The following is a 21848-nucleotide window of genomic DNA, read 5'->3' on the forward strand; positions in this document are numbered from 1 at the left end:
TTCTGCTGTTTTCCATGGTTGTGGCTTTTTTCATGGTGTTGATTCAATTTATAGGTTTATGGAAAATCATATGAACAACGAGATAGAAAAGAAACTGATAGCAATCGGTGTTGATTTGCCAAAAGGGATCGGCGAGGTTACATTTGTTTCAAAGTTCAACCCCACCCTTTTGAAAAATTTTACATATCTGAAATTGTTTTATTTGGTTGGAATTATCAGTTTGATATTGAATACAAAATATCATCTGCAAACAAACGATAATTCCTGGGACATTCATTCTTTCATGTTAATGTTCTGGATATATGTTGCGGGGATCATTTTTTTTATAAAATGGTTTTTCTGGAAAAGTGATGTCAAGATAGCAGGCGTCAATGGTCTTATCGTATACGGGTTTAGGTTCAGTGTTAAACACCCCAAAAGAACCTTGGTGTTTTATAAAAATATAGAAAAATTACAAAGATATGAAGGTGGGGATGAATGGTGGAGACGATATAAATCCAAATATTACCAGTACGATTTTATTCAAAAGGATAAAGTAATATTTAGTGAAACAATTTTTTGGAACAGGCTCGACGACGATGATGATTTGGATTTTATGGATCATGTTTTAGAAAGCTGGAAGCATTCTGCCAAGACTGCAAGATCATATTTGGTTCAATAAATTTTAAGGGACAGAACAAGCGGTTTAAAAAGAAACACCCCTTTGTGTAATACAATGTTTGAGACAGGTAATACCGGAAGACCGTCCTCTATTCCTAAAACTTTTAAATCGGAAGGAACGTTATTGCCGATGATGGGTGAATGGCAAAGCCTGCCTTTACAGCATCCAATAGTCCTGATATGCTTCGGCTTACATAAACGATTTTGTAATCTATCCCCGCCCTTTCCAGCCCCTCCAGTGCCCAGTTCCTTAAAATACAGCCCTCCTCAAATGTGGCCAGTGCAAGGATTTTATGTTTTTGCAGTACAAAAACAGGATTGGCTGCCCACACCACAGGGGCGTGGGCAATCACCTGCCCACCTTCGCTGATCTAGGTACAGATCCCCACATCAAGTTTTCCGACATCTACAGCCGCTTTTATAACATCGCTGTTTTCGCATCTCATTTCAATGGTTACAGCCTTCAGTTGTCAGTTTTACAGTTTTTCCGATCCGGTCAAAGAATTTTTTGGCCACCTCATTTTCAAGGCGTTTGATCTGCATACTGACGGCAGACTGGGACAGGTTGACCAGTTGACCTGTTTTTGTGAAATTTGATCATTCTCTCAATTACCAACAACACAGACAAACACAACAGATTTTGATTCTTATCATCAAAACAATTCATTAGACAAATTGTATAATGAAACTTAAATTGTTGTTTAACATAAACAAATTCACCGTAAGGAAAACACATGAAAATATTAATTGTCGGCGGAAAAGGTACAATCGGTTCAAAAGTCAGTGCACATTTTTCCAAAAAACATGAAGTAATTATTGCAGGAAGAAACTCAGGCGACGTTAACCTTGACATGGCAGACACCGAATCTATCAATAATATGTTCAAGAAAATCGGCAAAATAGATGCCGTAGTCTGTACAGCTGGCGAAGCCAAATGGGCAGAATTTGACTCTTTAACCGAAGATGATTTTTACATCGGCATCAAAAGCAAACTCATGGGGCAAGTCAATCTGGTTAGAATCGGAAAAAATTATATGAATCCGGGAGGGTCTTTTACACTTTCAACTGGGATTCTTGCCGATCATCCTGTCCTGATGACCACGAGTGGGGCCATGGTCGGTGGTGCGATTCACAGTTTTGTAAAAGCGGTCTGTTTGGAACTCAAAGATAATATCCGTATCAATGTGGTCTCTTCCGGTCTCGTGGAGGATGCTGTTGAACATTATGAATCATATTTCCCTGGGCACAATCCTATTCCCATGCACAAAGTCGTTAACGGCTTTGTGAAAAGTGTTGAAGGTGCATCTACCGGGGAGATCATAAGAATGTATGATAATTGTTAAATTTAGACACTTTTACAGTTGAATCAGGGAGAATGATATGGCCAGCCTAACAGAAAGAATTTTAAGACTAAAAGAAAAAAGCCGAAATGCAGAGGTCTGGATTGACCCTGAACGGGCACAGATCATAACAGATTTTTATTCAGAAAATGCTGGAAAATACAGTATCCCTGTTTTAAGGGCTCGCTCTTTCAAAAATCTCATGGAGAAAAAAGAATTATACCTTGGTGACGAGGAACTCATCGTTGGGGAGCGTGGACGGGCTCCCAAACTCATACCGACATTTCCAGAGATAGCGTGCCATTCCATAAAGGACCTTAAGGTTTTAAACTCTCAGAACAGAATTCCATACAATGTCTCCCCGAAAACCATTAAAATATATGAAAAAAAAGTTATTCCATATTGGGATGGTGCTGCCCTTCGTGACAGGATGTTTAACCAATTGAGCGATGAATGGCAGACAATCTACAACTGCGGTCTTATCACAGAAACCATGGAGCAAAGGGCTCCCGGCTCCATGGCCCTCGATGAGCGGATGTTTGGCATGGGGCTTAAAAAGGCAAAACAAGAAATTGAAGAGGCCATTAAAAATCTGGACTTTTTGAATGATTTCGAAGCGATTGACAAGCGTGAACAGCTCACCGCCATGGCAATCACCTGCGATGGTATGATGATATATGCAAAAAGATATGCAGACATGCTTGAAAAAAAATCATCCGAAGAAACAAATAAAAAGCGTAAAAAAGAATTTGAGAAAATGGCAGATGTCTGCCGCAATGTTCCTGCAAACAAACCCCGAGACCTCTGGGAAGTTCTACAGATGAGCTGGTTTATGCACATTGGGGTTATTACAGAGTCAAATGGCTGGGATGCATGTAACCCAGGCCATGTTGATCGCCATTTTTTTCCCTACTACAAAAAATCCCTTGAAACAGGACAGCTTGATGAGGAATCTGCCAAAGAACTTCTATGTGCATGGTGGATTAAGTACAATAATCATCCTGCCCCTGCAAAATATGGTGTAAGTGCACTTGAAAGTGGAACATACAATGATTTTGTTAATATCAGCCTTGGCGGAATCACTACGGATGGCAAAGATGCAGTAAATGATCTGTCCTATATCTTTCTTGAGATCCTTGATGAAATTGAGTTCATCCAGCCACAGGTGCATGTTCTTTTAAGCCGCATGAATCCTGAGCATTTTCTTAAAGAGGCCTGTAAGGTCATTAGAAAGGGTCGAGGTTTTCCTGCCATGTTCAACGCTGAAGCCGTCATAGAGCAACAGCTCCGTGTTGGAAAGACCATTTCCGATGCAAGAGGGGGTGGAATTTGCGGCTGTGTTGAAACAACCTGCTATGGTAAGGAGGCAGCACCTCTCATTGGTTATATCAACATTGCAAAGATCCTCGAGCTGACTTTGCAAAACGGGTTTGACACAAGAACGAAAAAGCAGGTGGGCCCCAAAACAGGTAATGTCAAAGATTTCAATAGCTATGAAGAACTCATGGAGGCCTTTAAAAAACAGGCCCGTTACATCATTGACACAAAATTAGTGGGATCCCAGTATTTGATCCAGATGTTTGCTAAATATGTTCCCCAGCCATTTTTATCCGTACTCATTGAAGGTTGCGTTGAAAGCGGTAAGGATTACAACGATGGTGGCCCGAAATATAATGTATCCATACTTCCCGGTGTTGGAATTGGAACCGTTACAGACAGTTTATCAGCAATCAAAAAGCATGTATTTGATGAAAGTACATATTCAATGGGTGAGGTAATCGAGGCGCTCAATGCTGACTGGCAGAAGAGTGAAGAGATGAGATTAACCTTTGCCAATAAAACACCACGATATGGGAATGATAATGATTATGCAGATTCCATAATGAGAGAGGTTTCCGATTTTTTTATTGACACTGTTGATGGAATAAAGGACAGCAGGGGCGGTACGTATAGAATGAACATGCTTCCAACCACATGCCATATGTATTTTGGTGAGGTAACCGGGGCTACATGTGACGGAAGAAGAGCAGGAAAGCCATTGTCAGAGGGTATTTCCCCCGTTCAAGGAGCCGACCTGTGCGGCCCCACCGCTTCCTTGAAATCAGCTGCAAAAATGGATCACTCAAGAACCTGCGGAACACTTCTTAACATGAAGTTTTTACCAGATGTACTTAAAGGAGACATTGGTATTCACAAACTTGCAAGTCTCATCAGAACCTATTTCACATATGGTGGCCACCACATCCAGTTCAATGTTTGTGATGCCAAAACCCTTCAACTCGCACAAAAAACACCTGAGGATTATAACGACCTCATCGTTCGTGTGGCAGGATACAGTGATTATTTCAATGCCATTGGTAAAGATCTTCAGGATGAAATCATCCAACGCTACGCACATGAAGCATAGAGAGTGAAAATTGATAGAAGGTAATATATTTAATATTGAACACTTTGCCATACATGACGGGCCGGGTATCAGGACAATAGTTTTCCTAAAAGGTTGTCCGATGACCTGTATCTGGTGCCATAACCCCGAAGGCTTATCAACGAAAAGGCACATTGTAAGGTATGATAAAAAGTGTATCGGTTGTGGAAAATGTGTAAAGGCTTGCCCACAAGGAGCTCTGGAGATATCGTCATCCGATAGTATTGTGCTTGATGCAAAAAAGTGTATTGCCTGCGGTAAATGTGTGGACGTCTGTTGTGCAAATGCCATTGAGATGGTTGGTAAAACATTTTCCCCAAGGGAAGTTGCAGATATAACACTGAAGGATGTCGCTTTCTATGATGAATCCGGCGGCGGTGTTACCTTTTCAGGCGGAGAACCACTTTTCCAGTGGCAGTTTGTCAGGGAATGTTCAAAACTCTTAAGGAAAAGAGGCGTACACATTGCCATGGAAACATCTGGGTGTGTCAAAGAAGATATCATAAAAGAGATTGCCCCACACGTTGATCTTTTTTTATATGATTTGAAACACATTGATCCCGTTGAACATAGAAAATATTGTGGGATTCGCAACGAGAGCATCCTTGATAACCTTGAACTTTTGTCCCGCATGGGAAAGGAAATAATCATCCGGATGGTTGTCATCCCAGGCGTTAATGACTCTCCTGGAACTGTGGAAAGGCTATGTGAGTTCCTAAAGGGGATCATTGGAATCAGATATATTTCACTGTTACCGTTGCATAAATCGGCAACGGAAAAGTACAACCGTTTAGACAAGGAATTTCTTTTGTCTGATTTTGAAGTTCCCAACGATGAAGAGGTGAAAGCCATTGCTGAAATCTTTCAGAGTAAAGGATTTACGGTTCAAATAGGCGGCTAAAGATCAATCCATCAGCGTTAAATTTAGATGATAAGCCAGCTTTTATACCTCAGATGCTGTCAAAAAAAGGTCTCCATATTCCCTGTCACCCAGGGAGGCACTGCCAATTTTGGTTGACTTTCCGGCCAACCGCCATCTGTTAAGGACCAGGCCGATAAATTCACCCACACCTGTTTTCACATCTTCATGTGTGAATCATATATAAAACTGGCCCAAAAATTGTGCAAGCTTGAACCGGGATCTTTTGAAAAAAGGGCGATGTTTGCCAATTCCGGTGCGGAAGCCGTGGAGAACGCCATCAAGATTGCCCGGCATTTTATAAGAAAATGTAGCCTCAAATTGTCGACAGCAGAGCCCCTGGCGGGCGATGGGACCGGCCCATTGGGACCCAAAGGCGATGAGCCCTTTTGCCCTGCCGGGCGTTAAGAAGCGCAGGCTGTTTGAGGACAAACTTGCCCGCAGTTCCTGCGCTTTAGACCGGCAGGGTAAAAGGGTCGCCGACGGTCCCGGGCCGGTTCCATCGCCCGTCGGGGGCGGCATAATGCCATTTTCATTATTCGTTGTGTTGGCAGGCCGACATGGCCGTTTATATGAAACTCTTGTCGGACCGGTAGACGGGAACGGGTATAACCCTCCGCTCATTCTCGCAGCCCGTCCTGGGCTGCTCCGAGGGAAACGGCAGCTCCTTCAGCGTCCATGCTGACCGCTGCCGTTTAATCCGCTGCGGGCAATACCCGTTCCCGCCCACCTCTGCTGTCGAGTTTCTATATTCGTTGTGGCCAGAGCCGATACTTCGCTCCGGCCGTGCCGGTTTATATGAAACTCGCTTCGACCGGCCGGCGGAAACGGGTGTTGCCCTTCACTCATTCTCGCAGGCCGTCCATGGCCTGCTCCGAGGAAAATGGCAACTCCTTGGACCTCGTGTCCACCGTTGCCATTTAACCCGTTCAGGGCAACACCCGTTCCCACCGGCCTACTACTGTCGAGTTTCATGCTTCGTTGTGTCCGCCAGGACATGTGGGTTATATGAAACGCTTGTCAAAGCATTGTCAATGAAGGTGTTTCAAAATTTGTTGAGGCCGGGGCCATAACTCGCTCCGGCCATGCTGGTTAGTCGTTTTTATTCCATAGGTTATAGAAGTGGTGTACCGGGCCGTGGCCTTTGCCGGTTTGATATTTGGCACCGGCCTTGAGCGCCCCAGTGATATATTCTTTTGCCTGGGCCACGGCCCGGTGCAGGTCAAGGCCCCTGGCAAGGCCTGCGGCAATTGCAGACGAAAGGGTACAGCCGGTGCCGTGGGAATTTGGGGTGTTTATCCGGTCACAGGCAAAGGTCACCATGGTTTCCCGGGTGCGTTCATGTAAAAGGTCGTGGCTGGTCTGCCCGGTCAGGTGTCCACCCTTGATCAGAACATTGGCTGGACCAAGCAGTGCCAAGGCCCTGGCAGCTTCAGGCATCTGGTCGGCTGTTTCGACCGGTTGCCCGAGCAGCACGGACGCCTCGGGAAGGTTGGGGGTGATGAGGGTTGCCAGGGGTAAAAGCCTTTCCCTTAAGGCGGCCACGGCATCATCCCGGAGCAGCTTGTCGCCGCTTTTGGAAATCATTACCGGATCCACCACCACATTGGAGCAACGCCATTGTTCAAGTTTTGACGCAACAACCTCGATGACCTCAGGGGAGTGGAGCATGCCGATCTTGACGGCATCACAGCCAATATCTTCCATGACTGCATCAATTTGCCGGCCGATGAATTCGGGCGGTACCGGGAAAATTCCCGTGACCTGCCAGGTGTTCTGGGCCGTGAGGGCCGTAATGGCAGACATGCCAAAAACGTCCAGGGCGGAAAAGGTTTTTAAATCTGCCTGGATGCCGGCACCACCGCCGCTGTCAGAACCGGCAATGGTCAGTGCTCGGAAATAGGATTTCATTATCATTTCTCCTTACTCATGCCAGGTGTGGATCAGCCCGGCGGTGTCCACATGGTTTTTAATGAGCCCATAGGTCAGGGCAAAATCGGCAAAGGCCTGCCATTTGGCTGGATCGTGGCTGTTCTGGCCCGCAAAATAGGGCCGGGTCAGTTCAAAGGCTGCGGTTTCAACGTTTGCATCGGCCTCTGGCACGGCTTTAAGGTAAAGCTTGAGGGCGGTCGTCGGGTCTGTCTCAAGCTGGGCCATGGCAAGCTGTATGGCCTTTGTAAACTTGTGGATGGCGGCCTCTTTTTTGGCCAGGGTTTTTGATCCGGCCACAAAGATCAGCTCTTCATAATCGGGGATTCCGTTGTTTTCCAGCTCAAAGAATCTGGCCGTGTATCCCTGTTGCTTCATGACCACGGTTTCATAGGTCTTAAAGGGCCCCATGACGGCGTCCACCTTGCCGGAGACCAGGGCGGGTAAAATGGTAAATCCCACATTTATCGGGGTGTAGTTCTTGACGCCGTTGAGGTTGGCAAAGGCGTGGAGCAGCACATCCATAAGGCCGGGGACGGTATATCCGATGTTCTTGCCGGACAGGTCGGCAGGTGTTTTTATGGTTTTGTCCAGGAACAGCAGGGTGGTCAGGGGGTGGATGACCAGGGGGGCCACGGCCTTGAGATCAAGGCCCTGGTCCGCTGCAATGATGGTCTGGGGCTGGTAGGAAACGGCCAGATCCACCTGTCCTGCTGCGGCAAGTTTCAGGCCATCGGATGTCTCTGACGGGGTAATGATCTCCACGGTAAGCCCCTGATCTTTAAAGTATCCCGATTCCTGGGCCAGGTAAATGGGCAGGTGGTCCACATTGGGAAACCAGTCTAACATGAGTTTTAGTTGTTCTGCCCCCATAACCGGTACTGCAGCCAGGAGAATGAGGGTTGAAATGACCAGGATGATTCGTTTTTTCATTGTGATTTCCTTATCGATAGGGGTTAAGTTACTTCCATTTTACGACGTTCTTTTCAACCTGACCCACCAGAATCCAGAGGCCCAGGCCCATGGCTGTCAGCCAGAGAATGGCGGCAAAGACCAGATCCGTCTGGAGGCGTGCATTGGCCTGGATCATGAGATATCCCAGGCCCTGCTGGGCCCCGACCCATTCCCCGATGACAGCACCGATGGTGGCCACGGTGACGCCCACCCGCAGGCCTGAAAAAAACCGGGGCAGGGCCCAGGGCCAGTAGAGCATTCGCAGCTTCTGGAAAAAACTGGCCCCCATGAGGCAGAACAATACCCTGAATTCGGGATCACAGCTTTTTAATCCAGACAAAAGGCTGACGGTAATGGGGAAAAATATAATTACCCATGCCATGAATACCTTGGATGCCATGCCATATCCCAGCCAGACCACCAGCAGGGGGGCCAGGGCAAACACCGGAATGGCCTGGGAGGCCACCAGAAAGGGGGTCAGCCCCCGTTCAAGTCCAGGGATGGCAAACATGAAAATGGCCAGGGGAATGGCCGTGGCCAGGGCAAGGCCGATGCCGGCCAGGATTTCGGTAAAGGTGACCAGGGCGTGGGGCCAGATAACAGGGGCCTTGATCAGGGCTGTTGCCGCAATATCCGAGGGTCGCGGCAGGATGAACCCCGGGACATCCATTATCCTGACCCCCAGCTCCCAGATGGCAAGAAGGCACAGGGCAAGGAGAGCTGCCAGGCCGTTGGCCTTGAAATTATCCACGGCCATGGGGCATGCCTTGCCTGAGCCGGTCCAGAACCCGGGTCTTGATGCCCAGCAGTTCCGGGTCGCTGAACTTTCTGGGTTTGGGTGATTCGGGTATAAATCGTTCAATGACGACCATGGGGCAGGGGCTTAACAGGCAGATTTCGTCTCCGAGAATCAATGCCTCTTCAATGTCATGGGTGATCATGAGGATGGTTTTTTTGAATTCAGACTGGAGCATGAGCAGCAGAAACTGCAGTTCCCTTCGGGTAATGGCATCCAGGGCAGACAAGGGTTCATCCAAAAGGATGAGATCCCTTTCAAACATGAGGGTCCGGACCAGGGCACAGCGCTGTCGCATGCCACCGGAAACCTGGTCGGGATAATGGGTTTCAAATCCATTGAGCCCCAGGCGGTGGAATAAGCGGTCGGCTGTTTGTCGTGCCCGGGTCGGGTCCTGCCGGTCTTTTCCAGTTCTGGCCGGCAACAGGCTGTTTTCCATGAGGGTGAACCAGGGCAGCAGCAGATCCTTTTGCTGCATATAGGCCCCAAGGTCCTGGAGGTGGGGCTGAGGCTTTCCCTTCCAGGTGATTCGGCCCCGGTCCAGGGGCGTCACCCCGGTGAGTCCGTCAAACAGGGTGGACTTTCCGCATCCGGATGGCCCCACCAGCACTTTGAACTGCCCCGGTTCGACCGTGAGGGTGAAATTTGAAAAAATCAGTCGGTTGCCAAAGGATTTGGCGGCACCAATGACTTCAAACATGGTCGTTTCCTTGAAATTTTTTATTAAAATGCGTACGACCGCAGGTGGGATGGGGGAAAGGGGCTTTCCTTCGCCGATATGAGCCGGATCAGGTTCCAGGGGTCGAAACAAGGGTTGCTTTTTGTTTCCTCTCAGCCGAATACCTTCGACTCCCCCAGCCTTCCATTGACGCCGCAATAGTTGGGGGGAAGGTAGCACGCCTGTCAGAGCTCTGTCAAATACCCTTTCCCCTGTTGACTGAAAAAACCAGGGTGGTATAAATATAGAATTATCGTATAGGAGGTTACATGGTCTGGAATGTCTATCTTTTGAGGTGTAATGACGGTTCATTGTACTGCGGTGTTACAACGGATGTTGCGGCCCGCGTTGCAACACACAATGACGGAAAGGGGGCCAAATATACCCGGTCCAGGCTGCCTGTGACCCTGGTTGCCGTCAGCCCTGATTTTACAAAACAGAGGGCGTTTCAGTTTGAGTACCGCGTAAAACAGCTTCGAGCCCATGAAAAGTGTGATGTGGTGATGAAGGGGAAATGTGGGGGTTCTGGTCGGAGAATTAAGAAAAACATGGGTGTGGTGAATAAATCGGTTCAGGAACTTGATAAGTGACAGCCTAGATGGTACTCATGGATTGTTGTTTTAAACTATTTGTGATACATTCATAAAATAGCGAATATCATATTTTTACGGGAGAGAATTATGAGTGAAATTGTCAGGGATGGTGATACGACAGTGGTAAGGCCGGGCATTGATATTGTTGCCTCCATGGCAGAAGACTTCAAGCGGGAACTTTTCTCTGCAATCAATGATAATCCTGGTGATCTTGTCATTGATCTTGCAGGTGTTGAGATGGTTGATTCTGTTGGGATTGGTGTGATCATTGCGACCCACAACACCCTGGAGCAGGCCGGAAGAACTCTCAAGGTGATCAACGTTTCAAAGGATGTTTTTGGGCTGTTCAGTACCATGCGACTCAACAGGCGCTTTACCATTGAGAGTAATGCCTAGTGGGTGTGCCTCGCATGGAAAGACGACGGTTCCCCGCCTTTATTATAGCAGTGTTTATGGTTTTATCTGTTGCTGGGTGTGGTGACGATAACGGGAAGTATGAGGGTGTCGGGCGACTGGTGGCAGAGCGGAATCGTGCCAGGCTTGCACAGAGTGAAAATAAAAGACAGTCCCCAGTCCCGGATAAACCGTTGTCCTCCAACTCAATGGGTGTCAAATCATCAAAGGAAGTACTGGTTGAAGAGAATGTCAATATTGTGAGCTCCTCTTCAGGCAAGATCCTTGCTAGAGGGATCGCCTATCTGGATGAAAATGGAAAAATCATAACCATCCGTTTCGGAAAACAATAGTCTGTAAAATTCATTCAACGTGATTGCCTGAAGATTGTGTGGCGATTCAACTTCAGCGGGGAAAGTACGGGCTTGGCATGGGACTCAGATCGGAAACAACAAAGGGTTTCAGCAGTTTTGCTGAAACCCTTTTTTAACAATGGTCGGGGCGAGAGGATTCGAACCTCCGACATCCTGCTCCCAAAGCAGGCGCGCTACCAGGCTGCGCTACGCCCCGAAAAATACAATCAAAGCTTTTAGCACTGTTTCCGGGATTATGCAAGTCCAATCGGGAGTGACCCGTAAAAATTATCCGGTCGGCTGGCCCTGTCTCTCCATGGGCTGCATTTTTGTTCTGCAACGGGTGATTTTAGGTTGCCATGGTGTCGCAAAGTACTGAAATGCATTCTTTTTTTCAATTTTCTTGACACCCGCACATTTAAAGATTACCTTAATACATTTTACTTGGGGAACACATATTGAATGGCCCCGGTGGTTGAAACGATGGCAACAACATTAAAACAACATCAATAAGAGATGGCTTGATGCGCTTCAGGTTCCCCAGGGGACCCCGTGCTTAAGAGCCTTTTGGTACAGGAAGGGGAATAATGCAATTAAACATTGAAGAGAAAAGCTCGGTAAAGAAAGTCCTCCACATTGAAATCCCTAAGGAAGATGTGGCAAAGGAGCTGGACACAGCTTACAATGAGTTGAAAAAAACGGCCACGGTAAAAGGTTTCAGAAAGGGCAAGATTCCCCGGAAAATATTGGAGACACGGTTTTCAAAGGATGTGCACGCCGATCTTGTGCCCCATCTTGTTCAGAACGCTTTTTCCGAGGCCCTTGACGAGCACAAGTTCAATCTGGTGGGCGGTCCCCAGGTGGATCCACCTGAGCTAACCCCCGGGGAGGCCCTCAGCTTTGATATTTCAATTGAGGTGATGCCGGAACTTGAAGCTGTTGATTTCAAAGGGATCGAGCTGAAAAAGACCATGTATGAGGCAACGGACCAGGAGGTTGATGCCCAGATTCAGATGATTCGCAAAACCATGGCAACCAAGGAGAAGGTGACCGAGGAACGACCGGTCAAGGTCGAGGATTTTGTTCTCATTGATTACCAGGGCTTTGTCGATGGTGCCCCCTGTGACGCTGCCCCCAAGGTTGAAAATTATGTCATGGCCATTGGTAGCAACACCCTGCCTGCTGAGTTCTCAGAAAAGCTGCTGGGCGCCATCCCTGTGAAAGAGATGGATATCGATGTTGTTTATGCAGATGATGACAAGGATGAGGCCCTGGCTGGCAAGACCGTGATATACAAGGTGACCCTTAAAGAGATTCAGGAGCAGATTTTGCCTCCGGTGGATGATACCCTGGTGGAAAATTTGGGCCAGTACAAGAATCTTGATGAGCTCAAGGCGGCCATTCTTGACAATCTTAAAAAGGGGTATGAGCAGCGAACCCAGCACGAGCTGAGCGAGCAGATCTTTACAGACCTTCTTGAGAAAATTGAGTTTGAGGTTCCAGATACAATGGTGGATGCAGAGCTCCAGGGAATCATTGCAGAGGCTGAACAGGCCTATGCACAGAACAATATCAAGCTTGAAGATGTGGGACTGAGTCAGGATTTTTTGAAGACCCAGTACCGGGGTGTGGCTGAGAAGCAGGCCCGCCGCCATATTCTTCTCGGCAAGATTATTGACCAGGAAAACCTTGAGTTGACAGAGGATGAGCTTGAGGCCGGGTATGCTGAAATGGCCCTTGGAATGAACGCCTCTGTTGATGCAGTAAAGAATTTTTTCAAGATGGATGGGCGTCAGCTTGAGTATTATAAACACACCCAGCTTGAAAAAAAGGCTGTCCGTCTTATAATAGAACAAGGCAGTGTGACTGAAGTCGCTCCAGAGGTTGAGACCGAGGTCTCTGAATCTGCGGCTGATGTCGAAGACAAGACAGATCAATAATTTTTTTTGTCCGGCATGCATGGATGAAAAACAAAATAATTAAAGGAGATAATCGTGCCCTTAATCCCCATGGTCGTTGAGCAGAGTAACAGAGGTGAGCGTGCCTATGATATCTATTCACGACTGTTAAAGGACAGAATCATATTTCTGGGGTCTGCCATGGACGATGAGGTTGCTAACCTCATCGTGGCGCAGCTCTTGTTTCTTGAGTCTGAAGACCCGGAAAAGGATATCAATTTTTATATAAATTCCCCCGGCGGTGTTGTCACTGCCGGAATGGCTGTGTATGATACCATGCAGTACATCAAACCCGATGTGGCAACGGTTTGTATTGGCCAGGCTGCCAGCATGGGAGCACTGCTCCTTGCTGCTGGAGCAAAGGGAAAACGCTTCAGCCTTCCCAACTCCAGAATAATGATTCATCAGCCCCTTGGTGGAGCCCAGGGCCAGGCGTCTGACATCAAAATTCAGGCCAACGAGATTCTGCGCATGAAAGAGGTTTTGAGTGGAATCCTGTCAAAGCACACGGGCCAGAATTTTGATAAGATATCAGAAGACACTGACAGGGATTTTTTCATGTCAGGCGACCAGGCCAAGGAATATGGTCTTGTGGACCATGTGGTTGCGAGCCGGGACGAGCTGGAAAAGGCAGAAGCAGCAAAGGAGAAATAATATGACCCGGAAAGATGATGAGAGCGATCAGTTCTTTTGCTCGTTTTGCGGAAAGAACCAGAAAGAGGTCAAGAAACTCATTGCAGGACCTAGCGTTTACATTTGTAATGAGTGTGTCAGTCTGTGTGAAGAGATTATTGAAGATGAGGACAAAGAGAGTCTTGCTCCGGCCGAGGCCAGCGATAAAAAGCTCACTCCAAGGGAAATCAAGGATGTTCTTGATACCTATGTAATCGAGCAGGACAGAGCCAAGAAGGTTCTCTCTGTTGCCGTGTACAATCACTACAAACGTCTGGATGCAGAGGTGAAAAGTGAAGACGATGTGGAGATCCAGAAGAGCAATATTCTGCTGATCGGACCCACTGGTTGCGGAAAGACGCTCCTGGCACAGACCCTGGCAAGATTTCTGGATGTCCCCTTTGCCCTGGCCGATGCAACTACCCTTACTGAGGCCGGTTATGTTGGTGAGGATGTTGAGAACATCATCCTTTCCCTGGTCCAGAATGCCGATTACGATATTGAAAAGGCCCAGCGGGGAATCATCTACATTGATGAGGTGGACAAGATTTCCCAGAGGGGCGACAACCCGTCCATCACCCGGGATGTCTCGGGTGAAGGGGTTCAGCAGGCCCTTTTAAAGATCATCGAGGGCACCACGGCAAGCATTCCTCCCAAGGGCGGCCGAAAGCATCCCCAGCAGGATTTTGTCAAAGTGGAGACCTCCAACATCCTCTTTGTATGCGGGGGGACCTTTACCGGTCTTGAAAAGGTGATTGAACGCAGAATCAGTCAAAAATCCATGGGGTTCGGGGCCGAGGTCCAGAGCCGAAAGGAAAAGAACGTGGGAGAACTCCTGGAGCAACTGAAACCAGAAGATCTCATCAAGTTCGGACTGATCCCCGAGTTCCTGGGCAGGCTTCCCGTTGTTACTTCCCTGTCTGAACTCAATGAAGCCTCGCTGGTCAAGATTCTCACCGAGCCGAAAAATGCCCTGTTAAAACAGTATCAGCGGTTGTTTGAGTTTGAGAATGTCAAGCTCACCTTTACCGAGGAGGCCCTTGCTGCCATGGCTAAGGAGGCTGTGACCAGAAGATCGGGTGCAAGGGGGCTCAGGGCCATCATGGAGGAGACCATGCTCGACATCATGTATGAACTGCCTTCAACGGAAAACGTTCGGGAGTGCATTGTGGGTGAAGAGGTTGTTCTCAAGCATGAGCCGCCCATTCTCCTGTTTGAACAGGCCAAGAAACAGGCATAATAAACCAAGGCCATAAAATCCAGGGGTCGGAATACTCCGGGTCAGGGAAATGACAAACGGATGACAAATAATTTGAAGAACATCAATATTGACGGACCTGAAGTTGAAACAAGGGATCTGCCCCTGGTGCCCCTCAGGGACATGGTTCTTTTCCCCCATATGATAACCCCGGTGTTTATGGGACGATCCCGCTCCATCAAAGCCCTTTCAGTGGCCATGGAAAAGGACAAGCGTATTTTTCTTGTTTCCCAGAATGATCCGGATACGATTAAACCCATGGCCAGCGATCTTTTTACCATGGGAACCCAGGCAAGAATTACCCAGATGCTGCGGCTTCCCGATGGAACGGTCAAAGCCCTTGTGGAAGGCGAATGCCGGGGGCGACTCAAAAGCCTCAGGGTGGTTGAAGATTTTGTTTCCGCCCAGTTTGCGGTGGTTGAAGAAATAAGTGTTTATGGACCAGAAGCCAAGGCTTGCGTTCGCACGGCCACCGATGCCTTTGAAGCTTATGCAAAGCTTTCTGGTGCCATTTCCAAGGGTTTGATCCAGGCCCTTGGAGGGCTTGCAGATGATCCAGGCAAGCTTGCCGATTCCATTGCTGCCCATATGCCGTTCAAGATCAGCGATAAAAAGCTGCTCCTTAATTGCACAGACATTGAGGAGCGGCTCTTTTTGCTGGTGAAGCTCATCCAGGAGGAGTCTGAGGTCTTTGCCATGTCCCAGAAGATCAAGGGCCGGGTAAAAGAACAGATGGAGAAGCTTCAGAAAAAGCACTATCTCAACGAGCAGATGACGGCCATCAAGCGGGAAATGGGCGAAGATGGGGAGGCTTCCCATGAGTTCCAGGAGCTTGAGAGCAAGATTAAACGCAAGAGAATGCCAAAAGAGGCGGCGGCTGCCGTTCGCAGGGAGTTTGAAAAGCTTGTGCAGATGTCAGCCATGTCGTCCGAGGCTACGGTGGTCAGAAATTACATTGAGTGGCTTCTTTCCCTTCCCTGGTATCGCAAAAGTCGTATAAAGATGGACATCGCAGATGCCCGGCAGATCCTGGACAAGGATCATTACGGCCTTGAAAAGCCCAAGGAGAGGATTCTAGAATACCTGGCGGTTCAGATGCTGGTCAAGAAGATCAGGGGACCGATTCTCTGCCTTGTGGGGCCGCCCGGCGTGGGTAAGACCTCCCTTGCCAGATCCATTGCGCGCTCAACAGGCCGGTCCTTTGCGCGAATTTCCCTTGGGGGGGTCAGGGATGAGGCCGAAATCCGGGGGCACCGAAGAACCTATATCGGGGCCATGCCCGGAAAGATCATCCAGACCCTTAAAAAGATCGGTTACAGTAATCCTGTGTTCTGTCTTGATGAGGTGGACAAGATGAGTACCGATTTCAGGGGGGACCCCTCGTCTGCACTTCTTGAGGTGCTTGATCCTGAACAGAACCAGAGTTTCAACGATCACTATCTTGATGTTGACTACGACCTTTCCGATATTTTGTTTGTGACCACGGCCAATACCCTTCACAGCATTCCAGCCCCGTTGAGGGACAGGATGGAGGTGATTCAGATCCCCGGGTATACCGAGTATGAGAAGGAACGAATCGCCAACGGGTTTCTGATTCCCAAACAGCTGGAAGCCAACGGTCTCACCCCAGCCGATGCTGTGTTTTCAAAAAAGGCGGTGCTGACCGTTATTCGACACTACACCCGTGAGGCAGGGGTCAGGAACCTTGAACGGGAGATATCATCGGTATGCCGGAAGTTAGTTAAAAACATTGTTGAGACAGGCGAGAGAAAGCTGCATTCACTTTCTGTCAAATCCATTCACAAGCACCTTGGTCAGCCCCGGTTTCGGGACTCCATGCTCGAGGCAAGGGATCAGGTTGGTATCGTGAACGGGCTTGCCTGGACCCAGGCCGGAGGAGAGCTTTTAACCATTGAAACGGTTACCATGCCGGGCAAGGGAAATGTTTCGGTGACGGGTAAACTCGGAGATGTCATGAAAGAGTCTGCCTCTGCCGCCGTCAGCTATGTCCGCTCCAGGAGCAAGGAACTCCATATTTCCGATGATTTTTACCGGAAGCTTGATATTCATATCCATGTGCCCGAGGGTGCTATTCCAAAGGATGGTCCTTCTGCCGGGATTTCCATGTGCACAGCCGTTGTTTCGGCCTTGACAGGACAACCCGTGGACAGAAAGACGGCCATGACCGGGGAGATCACCCTGAGGGGGCGCGTGCTGCCCGTGGGTGGCCTTAAAGAGAAGCTCATTGCAGCCCATGCAACAGGTATTACAAGGGTCATTATCTCCAGGGAGAACGAGAAGGATATTACTGAAATTCCGTCGTCCATCCAGAAGCAGATGGAGATCTGCCTGGTTGAAGAGATGGGGGAAGTGCTCAAACTCGCCCTTGTTGCAAAAAAAGATGTGTAGAGAATCTTTTATGCTTGACACCCATTAAGGATACTGGTAAATACTATCTCGTTGTTGAGGGCAAGAGGGCGAATAACTCAGCTGGTAGAGTGCAACCCTTACAAGGTTGAAGTCACAGGTTCGAGCCCTGTTTCGCCCACCATCATCAACAACGAACATAAATTGCGGGGGCGTAGTTCAGTTTGGTTAGAACGCCTGCCTGTCACGCAGGAGGTCGCCGGTTCGAGCCCGGTCGCTCCCGCCATTTAAGAAGGGCCTTTAATCTGGATCAGATTAAAGGCCCTTCTTATTTGGTATCGTATCTATATGGCTGCCAGGATGGCGTCTCCCATTTCGACCGTTGAGACGGCTGACCGGCTGTCAGGGGCAAGATCCGCCGTGAGGATTCCCTGGTCCAGAACCTTTGCAACCGCAGCCACAATGGCGTCGGCTGCCTTGGGTTGCCCCAGACTGTATCTGAGCATCATTGCCGCCGACAGGATCTGGGCAATGGGGTTTGCAATGCCCTTGCCGGCAATGTCCGGTGCAGAGCCGCCGGCCGGTTCAAAAAGACCGAAATTCTTTTCGTTGAGGCTGGCAGAAGCCAGAAGCCCCATGGAGCCCGTTATCATGGCACATTCGTCGGAGATGATGTCTCCGAACATGTTCGGGCAGAGCAGCACGTCAAACTGGTGGGGATCCTTGACCAGCTGCATGGTGGCGTTGTCCACATAGATATGGTTCAAGGTGACCCCGGGGTATTGTTTAGCCACTTCAATGACGGTTTCACGCCAGAGCACCATGGAGGTAAGCACATTGGCCTTGTCCACAGATGTGACGATCCGTCGCCGGTTTTTGGCCGCCTTAAAGGCGTGGTGTGCAATTCTTTCAATTTCCATCCTTGAGTAGACAAGGGTATCCCAGGCCTTTTCTGAAGGGCCGGTTCCCTCCCGGCCTTTGGGCTGTCCAAAGTAGATCCCTCCGGTGAGTTCCCGAACGCAGAGGATGTCAAATCCATCTTTTACAATGGATGGCTTGAGTGGGGATGCTGAGGCAAGGGATTTAAATATCCTGGCAGGTCTTAAATTGCAGTACAGGTTGAAATGCTTTCGCAAGGGGAGTAGCGCTCCCCGTTCTGGCTGCTTTTCCGGAGGAAGATTTTCCCACTTGGGACCTCCCACCGAGCCAAAGAGAATTGCGTGGCTCTGTTCGCATGTTTTGAGTGTTTCAGGAGGAAGGGCCGTGCCGGAGCTGTCTATGGCGCATCCGCCCACGTCAGCCCGGGAAAATTTAATGTCAAATTCATAAATGGTTTTAACCCGTTCAATGATTTTTACCGCCTCTGCCATAACTTCAGGGCCAATCCCGTCCCCCGGGAGTAGCGCTACCTTGTAATTCAAATGATTATCCTTTATTTGAGTCTATTACTGTTCTATTTGAGGATGATTCTGGCATCCACTATATCAAGGCCCTCGTGGTGCAGGATTACAGGGTTGAGATCCATCTCCTGGATTTCAGGATAGGATTCAATGAGTTCCGAACACAAGAGCAAAATTCGTTTAAGGGCTTTCTTATCGTATCCCTTCTGGCCGCGTATGCCGTCCAGGATGACAGATGACCGGGTCTCTCCGATCATTTTTCGTGCCGAAGTCGGGGAGATGGGCAGGACCCAGAAGGTGACATCCTTCATGATTTCGACCATGATTCCCCCAAGGCCGTACATGATCACAGGCCCGAACTGGTCATCAATTTTGGTTCCCACAATGACCTCAAGACCGCTGTTGGCCATGGGGGTCACAAGTATGCCGATGATGTCGGCATCCGGATTGTAGTTTTTTGCATTGAGCATGATTTCATTGTAGGCAATACGGATCTGGCCTTCGGTCTTGAGATTGATCTTTACACCGCCGGCGTCGCTCTTGTGGAGAATATCCGGCGACACGATCTTGAGCACCACCGCTCCATTCATCTGGTTTGCCATTTCCACGGCCTGGTCTTCCGACAGGGCGACCTTGTCCGCAGAGGTGGATGCTCCGTGGAGTTTTAAAAGTTGCTTTGCTTCATGCTCCAGCAGAACCTTACGGCCCTGGGATTTTGCCTTTTCAATGATGTCGTTGCCTGCCTTTTTGGCCCGAAACCCCCAGTTAAAGACAAAGTTTGTCTTTGCATGGTAGGATTTCAGGTAGTCGCCATACTGGCACAGGGATGCAATGCATTTGCAGGTGATATCAAGGGAATCATGGACTGGAATGTTATAGTAACGCAACAGTTCGATGGGGTGGGAATTGTATGAGCTGTAGAGGCTGTGAACCACAATGGGCTTGTTCTTCTGTTTGACCATTTTTCCGATCCTGTGGGCCGCGTCTTCTTCCGGAATGGCAAGGCTTTCAGCAAATCGGATACCGTAACCACCAAAAAGCCCCACAATAAGCAGACCGCCCACATTGGGGTCCTTGAGGATAATATTGGCACAGTCTGCGAAAATAGCCGGGTTGGAGTCGGTGCCGCCTGCCACATCCACGGGGTTGACCACCGATGCCGCTGCAGGCAGGATGGCCCGGAGTTTTGCCCGTGTGGTTTCAGAAAGTTCGGGAAGGCCAATGCCGTAGTCTGACAGCAGATCTGCACCTATGGTTGCATGGCCGCCACCGTCGGCCAGGATGGCCACCTGGTTGTTTTTAATCGACGGCTGGCTGGAGAGGGTCTGGGCCACGGGAAAGAGTTCATCTGAATTTTCAATTACCGTTATGCCAGCCCTACCATAGGCGGCGTTGGCAACTTCGCTCATTCCGGCAAGGGATCCTGTATGGGAGCCTGCCGATCGTTTGCCGGTGGCGGATCGCCCGCTTTTCAGAAGAACAATGGGCTTTTTCTTGGTTGTTTCATAGGCCTGCTGGAGAAATTTTCTTCCCTGGCTCATTCCCTCCACATACATGAGGATGGATTTTGTTTCGGGATCATTCCTTAAAAATTCAAGGTATTCATGGAACTTGATGTCGGCCTCGTTGCCCACTCCTATATAATAAGTAAACCCTTCATGTTTTCGGATCATGGCCTCAGTGATAAGCGTCAGGGCCATGTTGCCGCTCTGGCAGATCAGTGCGATTCCTCCCCTGGGGGCGTTTTTAATGCCCACAAGGTTCATGTTGCTCTTCATGTTGATCATGCCCGAGGTATTCGGCCCGATGATGCGAACCCCGGATTCTTTGGCCGTCTCAACCACAAGGGCTTCCAGGGCTTTACCTTCGGTGCCAAGCTCCCTGAATCCACCTGCCACAATCACGGCACCTGCCACTTTTTTTTCCCCGCATTCCTTTAAAAGTGCGGGTATAGTCTTGGCCGGTGTGGTGATCAGGGCCAGATCCACCTCCTGGTCAATGGATGTGATACTGTCATAGCAGGGGATGCCAAGGACGGAATCCTCCCTGGGGTTGACCGGGAATATCTTTCCCTCATACCCATCTTCCAGCAGGGTCTTGATAGCCTGATAACCCCTTTTTGTCGGGTTTTTGGATGCGCCGATAATGGCGACGGATCGTGCATTCAATATTTTATCAAGCATTATTTCGGCTCCTGGGTTGAGCGTTTTCGGTTGTCAAAGGTTTTCAAAGACGCGTCCCTCTCCTTGGTTGAGACACAGGCAAGGCAGGCTTCAATTTCATAATCCATGAGTGACTCAAGGCTTGCCTCTCCACTTGCCATGAGCAGTCCCCGCTTGATTCTGGCGATGGAAAACGCTGAGTTTTTGGTAATCGCTTCAGCCATGCCCATGGCCTCATCCATGAGGGAGTCAAGTGGAACGCTGCGGTTGACAAGACCGATTCGTGCGGCCTCCTGGCCGGTAATGTTTTCAGCGGTAAACAGCAGCTCCCGAGCTTTGCCGGGACCGACAAGGTCCTGGATCAGCCGGAAAGCCCCGCCCGTGACCGAAGAGGTCACCCTGGCTTCGGGAGATCCAATCAGGGCGTCATCTGCTGCAATGCGTATGTCGCAGGCAAGGGCAAGTTCGTAACCAGAACCGAGGGCGTAGCCGTTGATGGCCGCAATGGTGGGCTTTTCAAATCGTATAAGGGTTCTTGTGGCCTCCTGGAGGGATTCAAGATAGTGCCGGTAGGCTTCCACCGTTCTTTTTCCTGATTCCTTGAGGTCCGCCCCGGTTGAAAAGGCCCGTCCCTCACCGGTGATGATCAGCGCCTTTAACCCGGAATCCTGCTTGATTTTTTCCAGGGCATCCATCATCTCAAGCCAGAGCCTCTGGTTCATGGCATTGAGGACTTTAGGACGGTTCAGGCTTACAATGGCTGTGGCGTTGCGAGTCTTAAATACAATGGCTTCATAGTCCATGGATTACACCTTTATTTAGGGACTCAGAAATAAATAATTCCTAGCGCCCCTTGCTTGAGGAACGGTTTAAAGAACGATTGACATGGTTAAAAGTTATAAAGGCATTTCACCGAATGTCAACAAAGAACTGGACCTTTTATGGGAAAGA

At 49.1% G+C, this 21848-nt stretch carries 19 protein-coding genes, 3 tRNA genes, 2 pseudogenes and 1 riboswitch; of the genes and pseudogenes, 14 read left to right on the forward strand and 10 right to left on the reverse strand.

Annotated elements, in window-relative coordinates; genetic code table 11:
- Positions 1–70 precede the first annotated feature (70 nt).
- Positions 71–661, forward strand: a complete 591-nt coding sequence (locus HRM2_RS02080) for a hypothetical protein (RefSeq protein ID WP_041272993.1) — start codon at positions 71–73, stop codon at positions 659–661.
- Positions 662–1107: 446 nt separating this feature from the next.
- Here the strand turns inward: HRM2_RS02080 and HRM2_RS28240 are convergent.
- Positions 1108–1242 (reverse strand): annotated as a pseudogene (locus HRM2_RS28240) (helix-turn-helix domain-containing protein); the annotation flags it as partial.
- Positions 1243–1394: 152 nt separating this feature from the next.
- Here HRM2_RS28240 and HRM2_RS02090 point away from each other — a divergent pair.
- The 4 genes and pseudogenes from HRM2_RS02090 to HRM2_RS02105 form a co-directional block, all read left to right on the forward strand.
- On the forward strand, positions 1395–2003 hold the full coding sequence (locus tag HRM2_RS02090; RefSeq protein ID WP_012662791.1) for a short chain dehydrogenase: 609 nt from the start codon (positions 1395–1397) through the stop codon (positions 2001–2003).
- A gap of 37 nt (positions 2004–2040) precedes the next feature.
- Complete coding sequence (gene hypD / locus HRM2_RS02095; RefSeq protein ID WP_012662792.1) at positions 2041–4407, forward strand: trans-4-hydroxy-L-proline dehydratase; 2367 nt, start codon at positions 2041–2043, stop codon at positions 4405–4407.
- Positions 4408–4417: 10 nt separating this feature from the next.
- Positions 4418–5326 carry a glycyl-radical enzyme activating protein gene (locus tag HRM2_RS02100; RefSeq protein ID WP_012662793.1) on the forward strand — a complete coding sequence of 303 codons (909 nt, stop codon included), beginning with the start codon at positions 4418–4420 and terminating at the stop codon, positions 5324–5326.
- Between the two features lie 150 nt (positions 5327–5476).
- Positions 5477–5752, forward strand: a pseudogene (locus HRM2_RS02105) (aminotransferase class III-fold pyridoxal phosphate-dependent enzyme); the annotation flags it as partial.
- A 261-nt stretch (positions 5753–6013) separates the two neighbouring features.
- Here the strand turns inward: HRM2_RS02105 and HRM2_RS02110 are convergent.
- From HRM2_RS02110 to HRM2_RS02130, 5 genes are all read right to left on the reverse strand, one after another.
- On the reverse strand, positions 6014–6319 hold the full coding sequence (locus tag HRM2_RS02110; protein ID WP_041272994.1) for a hypothetical protein: 306 nt from the start codon (positions 6317–6319) through the stop codon (positions 6014–6016).
- A gap of 117 nt (positions 6320–6436) precedes the next feature.
- Positions 6437–7255: a bifunctional hydroxymethylpyrimidine kinase/phosphomethylpyrimidine kinase gene (gene thiD / locus HRM2_RS02115; protein ID WP_012662796.1), complete on the reverse strand. Its 819-nt coding sequence runs from the start codon at positions 7253–7255 to the stop codon at positions 6437–6439.
- A 12-nt stretch (positions 7256–7267) separates the two neighbouring features.
- A complete protein-coding gene (locus HRM2_RS02120; RefSeq protein WP_012662797.1) occupies positions 7268–8206 on the reverse strand; it encodes an ABC transporter substrate-binding protein in 939 nt (312 codons plus the stop codon).
- A 28-nt stretch (positions 8207–8234) separates the two neighbouring features.
- Entirely contained in the window at positions 8235–8984 is a 750-nt protein-coding gene (locus HRM2_RS02125) for an ABC transporter permease (protein ID WP_012662798.1), read from the reverse strand.
- A complete protein-coding gene (locus tag HRM2_RS02130) occupies positions 8971–9723 on the reverse strand; it encodes an ABC transporter ATP-binding protein (RefSeq protein WP_012662799.1) in 753 nt (250 codons plus the stop codon). The genes HRM2_RS02125 and HRM2_RS02130 overlap by 14 nt, the downstream gene beginning before the upstream one ends.
- Positions 9724–9771: 48 nt before the next feature.
- A riboswitch (TPP riboswitch) is annotated at positions 9772–9889 on the reverse strand.
- A gap of 121 nt (positions 9890–10010) precedes the next feature.
- On the opposite strand from HRM2_RS02130, the gene HRM2_RS02135 reads away from it, so the two are divergent.
- From HRM2_RS02135 to HRM2_RS02145, 3 genes are all read left to right on the forward strand, one after another.
- Positions 10011–10331, forward strand: coding sequence for a GIY-YIG nuclease family protein (locus HRM2_RS02135; RefSeq protein ID WP_012662800.1), 321 nt, complete (start codon positions 10011–10013; stop codon positions 10329–10331).
- Between the two features lie 90 nt (positions 10332–10421).
- Positions 10422–10730 carry an STAS domain-containing protein gene (locus HRM2_RS02140; RefSeq protein ID WP_012662801.1) on the forward strand — a complete coding sequence of 103 codons (309 nt, stop codon included), beginning with the start codon at positions 10422–10424 and terminating at the stop codon, positions 10728–10730.
- Positions 10731–10786: 56 nt separating this feature from the next.
- On the forward strand, positions 10787–11080 hold the full coding sequence (locus HRM2_RS02145) for a hypothetical protein (protein ID WP_148214541.1): 294 nt from the start codon (positions 10787–10789) through the stop codon (positions 11078–11080).
- Between the two features lie 140 nt (positions 11081–11220).
- Here HRM2_RS02145 and HRM2_RS02150 read toward each other — a convergent pair.
- Positions 11221–11297 (reverse strand) — tRNA-Pro (locus tag HRM2_RS02150).
- A 370-nt stretch (positions 11298–11667) separates the two neighbouring features.
- Between HRM2_RS02150 and tig the strand changes: the two genes are divergently transcribed.
- The 6 genes from tig to HRM2_RS02180 all read left to right on the forward strand — a co-directional run bounded on the left by tig (position 11668) and on the right by HRM2_RS02180 (position 17621).
- Positions 11668–13020, forward strand: a complete 1353-nt coding sequence (tig, locus tag HRM2_RS02155) for a trigger factor (protein WP_012662803.1) — start codon at positions 11668–11670, stop codon at positions 13018–13020.
- A gap of 54 nt (positions 13021–13074) precedes the next feature.
- On the forward strand, positions 13075–13692 hold the full coding sequence (gene clpP / locus HRM2_RS02160; protein ID WP_012662804.1) for an ATP-dependent Clp endopeptidase proteolytic subunit ClpP: 618 nt from the start codon (positions 13075–13077) through the stop codon (positions 13690–13692).
- A gap of 1 nt (position 13693) precedes the next feature.
- A complete protein-coding gene (gene clpX, locus HRM2_RS02165) occupies positions 13694–14950 on the forward strand; it encodes an ATP-dependent Clp protease ATP-binding subunit ClpX (RefSeq protein WP_012662805.1) in 1257 nt (418 codons plus the stop codon).
- A gap of 60 nt (positions 14951–15010) precedes the next feature.
- Positions 15011–17377 carry an endopeptidase La gene (gene lon, locus HRM2_RS02170; protein WP_012662806.1) on the forward strand — a complete coding sequence of 789 codons (2367 nt, stop codon included), beginning with the start codon at positions 15011–15013 and terminating at the stop codon, positions 17375–17377.
- Positions 17378–17443: 66 nt separating this feature from the next.
- A tRNA-Val gene (locus HRM2_RS02175) sits at positions 17444–17519 on the forward strand.
- A 24-nt stretch (positions 17520–17543) separates the two neighbouring features.
- Positions 17544–17621, forward strand: a tRNA-Asp gene (locus tag HRM2_RS02180).
- 58 nt (positions 17622–17679) lie between these two features.
- Here the strand turns inward: HRM2_RS02180 and leuB are convergent.
- Genes leuB through HRM2_RS02195 form a run of 3 tightly spaced genes read right to left on the reverse strand, consistent with a single transcriptional unit; the run spans position 17680 to position 21700 of the window.
- Entirely contained in the window at positions 17680–18756 is a 1077-nt protein-coding gene (gene leuB / locus HRM2_RS02185; RefSeq protein WP_012662807.1) for a 3-isopropylmalate dehydrogenase, read from the reverse strand.
- A 32-nt stretch (positions 18757–18788) separates the two neighbouring features.
- Positions 18789–20918: an acetate--CoA ligase family protein gene (locus tag HRM2_RS02190; protein ID WP_012662808.1), complete on the reverse strand. Its 2130-nt coding sequence runs from the start codon at positions 20916–20918 to the stop codon at positions 18789–18791.
- The gene (locus HRM2_RS02195) at positions 20918–21700 is read right to left on the reverse strand and encodes an enoyl-CoA hydratase/isomerase family protein (protein WP_012662809.1); all 783 of its coding nucleotides are present in this window, start codon (positions 21698–21700) and stop codon (positions 20918–20920) included. The genes HRM2_RS02190 and HRM2_RS02195 overlap by 1 nt, the downstream gene beginning before the upstream one ends.
- Positions 21701–21848 lie beyond the last annotated feature (148 nt).

Source organism: Desulforapulum autotrophicum HRM2 (assembly GCF_000020365.1).
GTDB lineage: Bacteria > Desulfobacterota > Desulfobacteria > Desulfobacterales > Desulfobacteraceae > Desulforapulum > Desulforapulum autotrophicum.

Bases quoted from the DNA above. Each gene is read 5' to 3' on its own strand.
- HRM2_RS02140 (WP_012662801.1), top strand. From the start codon at position 10,422: ATGAGTGAAATTGTCAGGGATGGTGATACGACAGTGGTAAGGCCGGGC.
- tig (WP_012662803.1), top strand. From the start codon at position 11,668: ATGCAATTAAACATTGAAGAGAAAAGCTCGGTAAAGAAAGTCCTCCAC.
- lon (WP_012662806.1), top strand. From the start codon at position 15,011: ATGACAAATAATTTGAAGAACATCAATATTGACGGACCTGAAGTTGAA.
- clpX (WP_012662805.1), top strand. From the start codon at position 13,694: ATGACCCGGAAAGATGATGAGAGCGATCAGTTCTTTTGCTCGTTTTGC.
- hypD (WP_012662792.1), top strand. From the start codon at position 2,041: ATGGCCAGCCTAACAGAAAGAATTTTAAGACTAAAAGAAAAAAGCCGA.
- HRM2_RS02145 (WP_148214541.1), top strand. From the start codon at position 10,787: ATGGTTTTATCTGTTGCTGGGTGTGGTGACGATAACGGGAAGTATGAG.
- HRM2_RS02130 (WP_012662799.1), bottom strand. From the start codon at position 9,723: ATGTTTGAAGTCATTGGTGCCGCCAAATCCTTTGGCAACCGACTGATT.
- HRM2_RS02080 (WP_041272993.1), top strand. From the start codon at position 71: ATGAACAACGAGATAGAAAAGAAACTGATAGCAATCGGTGTTGATTTG.
- HRM2_RS02125 (WP_012662798.1), bottom strand. From the start codon at position 8,984: ATGGCCGTGGATAATTTCAAGGCCAACGGCCTGGCAGCTCTCCTTGCC.
- HRM2_RS02120 (WP_012662797.1), bottom strand. From the start codon at position 8,206: ATGAAAAAACGAATCATCCTGGTCATTTCAACCCTCATTCTCCTGGCT.
- HRM2_RS02090 (WP_012662791.1), top strand. From the start codon at position 1,395: ATGAAAATATTAATTGTCGGCGGAAAAGGTACAATCGGTTCAAAAGTC.
- HRM2_RS02190 (WP_012662808.1), bottom strand. From the start codon at position 20,918: ATGCTTGATAAAATATTGAATGCACGATCCGTCGCCATTATCGGCGCA.
- HRM2_RS02110 (WP_041272994.1), bottom strand. From the start codon at position 6,319: ATGAAACTCGACAGTAGTAGGCCGGTGGGAACGGGTGTTGCCCTGAAC.
- HRM2_RS02135 (WP_012662800.1), top strand. From the start codon at position 10,011: ATGGTCTGGAATGTCTATCTTTTGAGGTGTAATGACGGTTCATTGTAC.
- HRM2_RS02195 (WP_012662809.1), bottom strand. From the start codon at position 21,700: ATGGACTATGAAGCCATTGTATTTAAGACTCGCAACGCCACAGCCATT.
- thiD (WP_012662796.1), bottom strand. From the start codon at position 7,255: ATGAAATCCTATTTCCGAGCACTGACCATTGCCGGTTCTGACAGCGGC.